Source organism: Coleofasciculus sp. E2-BRE-01 (genome assembly GCF_040221695.1).
GTDB lineage: Bacteria > Cyanobacteriota > Cyanobacteriia > Cyanobacteriales > Coleofasciculaceae > Coleofasciculus.
Genome location: NZ_JAVKEA010000050.1, coordinates 20,686 through 27,425, shown reverse-complemented (window position 1 = coordinate 27,425; position 6,740 = coordinate 20,686). Strand labels below are relative to the sequence as shown.

The 6,740-nt window shown below is 42.6% G+C and carries 4 protein-coding genes and 1 pseudogene; 4 read left to right on the top strand and 1 reads right to left on the bottom strand.

Going from position 1 to position 6,740, the window contains the following annotated elements; translation table 11 throughout:
* Positions 1–125 (top strand): annotated as a pseudogene (locus RIG66_RS05640) (IS630 family transposase); the annotation flags it as partial.
* 120 nt (positions 126–245) lie between these two features.
* Here RIG66_RS05640 and RIG66_RS05635 read toward each other — a convergent pair.
* Positions 246–1,076, bottom strand: coding sequence for a rhodanese-like domain-containing protein (locus RIG66_RS05635; protein WP_446376014.1), 831 nt, complete (start codon positions 1,074–1,076; stop codon positions 246–248).
* A 269-nt stretch (positions 1,077–1,345) separates the two neighbouring features.
* Here RIG66_RS05635 and RIG66_RS05630 point away from each other — a divergent pair, with 269 nt between their 5' ends.
* The 3 genes from RIG66_RS05630 to RIG66_RS05620 all read left to right on the top strand — a co-directional run bounded on the left by RIG66_RS05630 (position 1,346) and on the right by RIG66_RS05620 (position 6,739).
* Positions 1,346–3,364, top strand: a complete 2,019-nt coding sequence (locus tag RIG66_RS05630) for an alpha-amylase family glycosyl hydrolase (protein WP_446376012.1) — start codon at positions 1,346–1,348, stop codon at positions 3,362–3,364.
* A 508-nt stretch (positions 3,365–3,872) separates the two neighbouring features.
* Complete coding sequence (locus tag RIG66_RS05625; RefSeq protein WP_446376010.1) at positions 3,873–5,069, top strand: V4R domain-containing protein; 1,197 nt, start codon at positions 3,873–3,875, stop codon at positions 5,067–5,069.
* Between the two features lie 80 nt (positions 5,070–5,149).
* Entirely contained in the window at positions 5,150–6,739 is a 1,590-nt protein-coding gene (locus RIG66_RS05620; protein ID WP_446376008.1) for a SpoIIE family protein phosphatase, read from the top strand.
* The last annotated feature ends 1 nt before the right edge of the window (position 6,740 follow it).

Sequence of the window (6,740 nt, the reverse complement as noted above, 5' to 3'; positions counted from 1 at the left end):
ATCGGCTTTTTGAATCCATTGAAGAGTTAGAATCTTTGTTGCATCAACTTTTAAATGAAGACAAGCTAGTTATTAACTGGGGGCGCAAACTGAAAAATAAGGGTAATGCTCTTATCACAGTTTAAATGCATGACAGCTTAGATCCTTCAAATTTATTTTTTTTGATCATTATGTTAAAGACTGGCGAGGAAACGTTGTTGTAGTGCGAGCGTCTCGCTCGCTACTATGTCAGTTGATACTTGTTATTACTTATTTAGTGGATGAGTTCTAGCCGGATAAGCTGACCATTCCCACATCGAACCAGGATAGTTTTTCACACAGGAATAACCCAACTCAGTTAGCACCGCGACAATAAAGGCAGAGCGCACACCGCCTGTACAATAGGTAGCAATGGAAGTCTCGCGATCGCATCCCCGTTGATGTAACCGAGTCATAATTTCCTCTGGGGAAAGTAAGTACCCTTTTTTATCCATCAAATCCCGGAAATGGAAATGCACAGCACCAGGAATATGTCCACCCCGCTTTTCACAGTAGGGCGTAGCGCCAGCAAATTCTTCTGGTGAACGACTATCAATGACTAAATAGGCTTGAGTTGTCAAATTTTCTTGCAGTTGATGGCGCTGAATCGTCCATAAGGGTGTAGGTTTGACCACAAAGTCTCCGGGTTCTGGACGAGTCACTCCCCAAACCGTGGGAACTCCCACAGAAACCAGCGCCGCCTGTCCGCCATTGACGAAAGCCGCTTGCGGGTGTCCCAGAGTCCGCAACATCCAAACCACGCGCCCCTCTTCTCCAAAGTTATTAGGAGGATTGCCAATCACGATAACAGGTTTACGGTTACAGATACCTAACCGCCGCAGTTTTTCTTCGAGTATCTTTGAGTCTTTGAGCAGTTTTCCGTTCGGGGGTAACAGTTGCTCTAAGAATTGCCACCATCCCAACCAAACTGCACCAGGAACATGACTGAAAAACCAGGATATCGGCTGGCGGACATCTAGCACAGTTGCGGCGTTTTGTTCGATGAGTCCCTTGGCTTCGGCTGCATTGACGACCCAGCGATGTTGCAGTTGGCTCATGATTGGGTTGGTTTTGGAAAGATGGGGTAGGTTTTGTTGTTCATTTATTAGTGGGGAGGGCGGGTTTTGTTGTTCACTTATTGGTGAGGAGGGCGGGTTGAGCGAAGTCGAAACCCACCAGCATACCAGTCCGTACCATTCCACCTAAATCCGCCCCTACAGTGGCTAAAGGGAAACCCGACAATTGACTTTTTAAATCTCCAGAATAGAATGGTGGTCGGTTGTACGGATCAACCTAAAGTAAGATTCCCATTCAGGAGACCCATACTATGCTCGTCGATCTATTGAGCCGCAAGCAAACCCACTTCGTCTTGTGGCGTCCGGGTATATCCCAACCACCGCCCAGCGTTTACATTGCGAAACCTTCAGCTAAGGCTTCAAATCGATTCGAGAAAGTTGGGGAATACCCCCTCAGCCAATCTCCAGAGTTCCCAGAGTTGTGGGAAATCTCCGCTAAAGCCTGTGGTTTGACAGACGAGCAAGTTTACTTGTACTGGTTTAAAATCCACAACACTGAACCCTATAACCCAGACAATATTAACAAAGTTCTCTATTGCACCGATCCAACCGCCACAACTGTAGACCGCCGGATAATCGCCCCCATTCCTGACGAGGAAGGCGGTATCGCCAGTCATGATCCGGCTAGTGTTATTTTGTATCAGAATGGCTCATTAACGCCCTGTGATCCGGGGGGACAAACGGTGAACTGGGAAGGAGATCCCCCATTAGACACTCTACCTGCGAACAACCAACTGGTTATCTATGAACTACCAACCCGTTGGACTCAAGGAAAAACAGAGGAAAATCGAGAGGTCGGAATCGGTACGTTTGAGGATGTGCTGTCTTTGTTGCAACCTCAAACTGCATCTCCTAATTTTTGCCATGTTGAGGCGTTAACAGAAGGGAAAGCGCATCTGATGGAACTAGGAGTCAACGCCTTAGAATTATTACCCCCAGCCGATAGCGATGACAAGCTGGAATGGGGATATGGCACAGCTAACTTTTTTGCGGCTGATTTTGATTTAGGACATCCAGAAGGTCAAGATGCGCCAACTGCATCCACGGATTTAGCCCATTTAATTAAAGTGTGTCATCAATTGGGGATGCGTTTCTTTGTTGATATGGTGATGGCGTTTTCCCGAAATAATCCGTATCAAAACATCAACTTTCTGGATTTTTATGTTCAATGGCGACCAGCAGGTGATCCCAAACGTGATCCTGAACAAGCCGGTCGTGATGGTTTTGGCGGGGATTTATTTAAGTACAACTATTGGACTGAAGGCTATCATCCAATTCTTGGCAAAAAATCCTGGTTTGTACCCGCCCGGGAATATATGAAAGCGTATATGGTTCATTGGTTGGACTACTATCGGGTGGATGGCTTGCGACTGGATAGTGTTAATAATGTAGGAAATTATGACTTTTTGCAGCATTTTCGAGAGTTCGCCCGCACACTTTGGGAAAAACGGGGCGGTTCAAGTAAGCATTTTTTGGTTGTTGGTGAAGAATTAAGTGTTCCCTTAGCCTTAGTTCATCAAAATCGTTTAGATGGACTGTGGAACGAAAAGTTCAAGCAGATTCTGCGACAAGTTATTTTAGGCAATAATGCGTTTAATGACTCTAGTTTTGAATGGAGTGTCCGCAAACTCATTGATTGCCGTTTTCTCGGCTTCACTGATAGCGCTCAAGCGGTGAATTATCTAACGTCTCATGATGTAGGCGGCTTGGGAAATGAGCGATTCTATAACTACCTAATTAATAATGGAGTTTATGATACTGAACCCCGAATTAAGCTAGCATTCGTCTGTCTTTTAACTGCTGTTGGTATTCCGATGATTTTGGCAGGGGATGAATTTGGGGATCAGCAAGATCTCGATATTACGGATGAACATGCGGATCATAAACAGGTTGACCCGGTTAACTATAGTCGAGTCCAAGAAGATTGGCGACAACGCATCTTTCAGTATGTGGCGCGGTTAGTTCGTTTCCGCACCTCATCTCAGGCGTTAGCGGTGAATGATAATGAGTTTATTCATGCTGATTTCCATGAAGGTAAACGGGTTTTAGTCTGGCGGCGTGGTAAAAAGGCGGATGAATGCGTTATTGTGGTGGCTAATTTCTCCGACTATGGAACGCCTGTCGGGTCTGAATATAAAGTCCCGAATTGGTCTCCCACTCCAGACGGTAAGCAGTGGAAAGAAATTACCCAAGACCGCATCGTTCCTCCTGAATGGGTGGGCAGAGAACCGATTTTCCCATGGGAAGCAAAAGTTTATGCTCTGATTTAATTTTTTTTAACGGTAACATCAGCTACAACATTATCTCTGATTTAACCTTGTAGAGACGTTCCGGTGGAACGTCTCTTTCCTTTGCGCTGATTGCTCCTATTTTTCTATAAACTGATATAATCTCAAACTATAGCCATTTTCGGTTGCATAAAATACACTCTCAGGCTCAGGATTCATCGTTCATCGTTCATGGCAGCCTTACTAGGTAATAAACTCTGTATGTAGCATTTCCATAGTAAATGCGAAAACCTGACCCCTCCCAAACCCTGACTTTTCACGGGAAGTCTAAAAACCTGAGTCGGGGCGGGTTTAGTTACATCCGGTTGCAACCGAAAAGATAGTGGTGAAACCCGCCCCTACACAATTCACACTCACGTTGCACCACATACCGTGAAACGTTAGCTCCCAAACCTTTCTATTAGCCAGGGTAGGGGTAGCGCTAACCACTCATTTCTCTTTGCCGAAAGAGTATCCTGAACAACTTTATTCCGCTACTCACTCACAACTAATGAATACTCCAGCAAAACAAGACTTAACCAACCGCTTCAAGTTAGAGTTTGATCCTCATACATATCGCCGCCTTATTGGGAAAAAAGATGTAGTGATTCACTGCCATCATTATAATGCTCGCCTGCAAAATATTATCGAAGGTACTAAGCAAATTAATGGAAAACTGATTATTTTATCGGCGGCTGAAGAAATATTTTCTGATTATATCCATAGTTTTATTGAGCCGGAGGATACCTTAGCCGATAAATGGCAAATAGCCGCCAAACTCTATGCTCACTTAGGATATGGACATTTGGACTTTTCTAAACTTGATCAAGGGATAGTGTCTTCCAGTAGTTCCCATTTTGTCGAAGGATGGAAAGCCGGATTTATTGAGTCAAACTGTCCTGTATGTACGTTTACTCAAGGGTATTTGCAAGGCGTGATTCATGGGATTACTGGACAATCGGTGTATGTCCGCGAAAAAGCTTGTATGAATATGGGAGCAGATACCTGTCAGTTTATCATCGATAAATCCCGAACTCATTCTGTAACGTATCCGCCGAAGCGAACCCTAAACTTTAAACCTAAATCCACGAGTCAATTTGCTGAATCTAATATTGATGATGAAAAAATTATTAATGCTTTGGTTGAAATGCCATTTTATGGCAACAATCAGGGATTAGTTCCGGCGTTTAATGTTTATTTAGCGAATACCCCTGCGGATTTTTATAATTTAATCTGTATTCGGTTTATGGAAAGCATGAAAAAACAAGGTTTATTCAACACAGCCAAGAATCTTCTTTTATTTGCTGGTGAAGTCTGTGCGGTGAATACCCTTCGCGGTATTATTATTTCAGCAGAATGGTATGAGTTAATTGCTCCCATGGTTCAAGAAGAGTCGGATAATTTATATGGCTTAATTGCTGTAACCAATGGTTTGGGCTGGGGCAATTGGCATGTGATCAATTATGAACCGGGTGAACGTTTGCAAATGGAAGCCCTGAATGGATATGAAGCTTTAGGTTATCTAGAATACAAAGGCGAAGCCAAAGAACCCCAATGTTTTACGTTAACGGGCGTCGCGGCGGGAATTATGGCATTGCTGCATGGCGAAGGTACGGTTGAGGAACGGGTAGGAACGTATGGTTCGGAAGAAATCCACTGCATTTGTTGTCAAGAAACATCTTGTAAATTTCAGGTTGAATTACTTTGAACTATTGGTGTAATGACTACATTTATTAATCCGAAAAACCACTACTTAATAAATAAGGTTTTAAAGCAGGAGCTAATATCGTGAAGGATTGTCCTTTATATGCCGTTTATACAGGAGGGATGCTCATCTTAGATGACTCCCTAACCATATTCAATGTTACTCCAGAATTTTGTGAACATTTTGCCTGTACTCCGGAGTCGATTGTGGGAAAGCACTTAGACAGCTTATTCAGTCGCAAAGATAAACGAGGCAGGTTTTTATTCCACAAAAAATTAAGTCAATATAAAAAAGGATTCCTGGACTTAACTATCGTCATATTCATCAATAAAAACGAATTTATTTCCCGTCTGCGACTGGTTAAACGAGACAAAGAATGGTTGGCAATCTTTGAAAATATACTGGCTGAAGAGGATGATCTGTTTCGAGAGTTTTATTTGGGACGAGAACGATGGACAAGTATCGTGCGAAATTCATCAGAGGGTATTGCTATTCTGGATAGTGAGGGACGGTTAGTCGAATTTAATAGTCGCTTCTTGGAAATCATGCAATTCCGCTCTGTTCATGGGGTTTTACTGAATGAATCTGCTCTCTTAAATAAACATCTATTTAATTTATCAGATAATGACCAGTTTAATTTAGCCAAAAAATATTTTGAAAAAGCAAAAACTAGCAAACGTAAGTCTTACCAAGAGATTCAGCACTTATCATATTATCTGCGTTTAGAAATAACGCCGATTTATTTACCCGTCAAAGGATTTTCTGGATGTAGTTTTGTAATCAAGGACATAACCCACCAAAAACAGCTTGAATTCATGGCACAACAGTTACAACAGAAAAACCAGGAGTTGGAACGTCAGAAACAAGAGTTGCAAGCTGCTCATCAAGAAATTATTACGCTGAATCAAAAACTCCAACAAGAAAACCTGCGGCTGAGTGCTGAACTCGACGTGACTAAGAAACTGCAACAGATGATTTTACCAAAACAGGAGGAACTGGATTTAATTGAAGGATTAGATATTGCGGGATTTATGCAACCTGCTGATGAAGTTGGTGGTGACTATTATGATGTCATTCAACAGAATGGCAATGTCAAAATTAGTATTGGAGATGTAACTGGACATGGGTTAGAAAGTGGAGTGTTGATGTTAATGACTCAAACGGCGGTGCGAACCTTACAAGAAAGTGAGGAAACTAATCCGGTAAAATTTCTGGATATCCTCAATCGCACGATTTACAGTAACATACAGCGGATTAATCCCTATAGAAATGTAACGTTGGCAGTTTTAGATTATGCCAATGGTAACTTGGGCGTCAGTGGTCAACATGAAGATATTATCATCGTGCGTACTGGCGGAAAAGTGGAACGGATTAACACAACACATCTGGGCTTTCCTTTAGGATTAGAGGAAGAAATTGCTGAGTTTATCGATCAAAAACAGATACAGTTAGATTCCGGAGATGTGATAGTCTTATACACAGATGGTGTTACCGAGGCTTATAACTCCCATCGAAAACAATATGGACTAGAGCGGTTATGTGAAATTGTTAGTCGTCATTGCCATAAATCGGTGCAGGAGATTAGACAAGTGGTGATTGACGATGTACGGCGACATATTGGTGAGCAAAAAGTGGCTGATGATATTACGTTAGTGGTACTCAAGCAGAGATAAA

What these genes read in the sequence shown, in the direction of transcription:
- RIG66_RS05635 (WP_446376014.1), bottom strand. Translation starts at nt 1,076, where the DNA reads ATGAGCCAACTGCAACATCGCTGGGTCGTCAATGCAGCCGAAGCCAAG.
- RIG66_RS05630 (WP_446376012.1), top strand. Translation starts at nt 1,346, where the DNA reads ATGCTCGTCGATCTATTGAGCCGCAAGCAAACCCACTTCGTCTTGTGG.
- RIG66_RS05625 (WP_446376010.1), top strand. Translation starts at nt 3,873, where the DNA reads ATGAATACTCCAGCAAAACAAGACTTAACCAACCGCTTCAAGTTAGAG.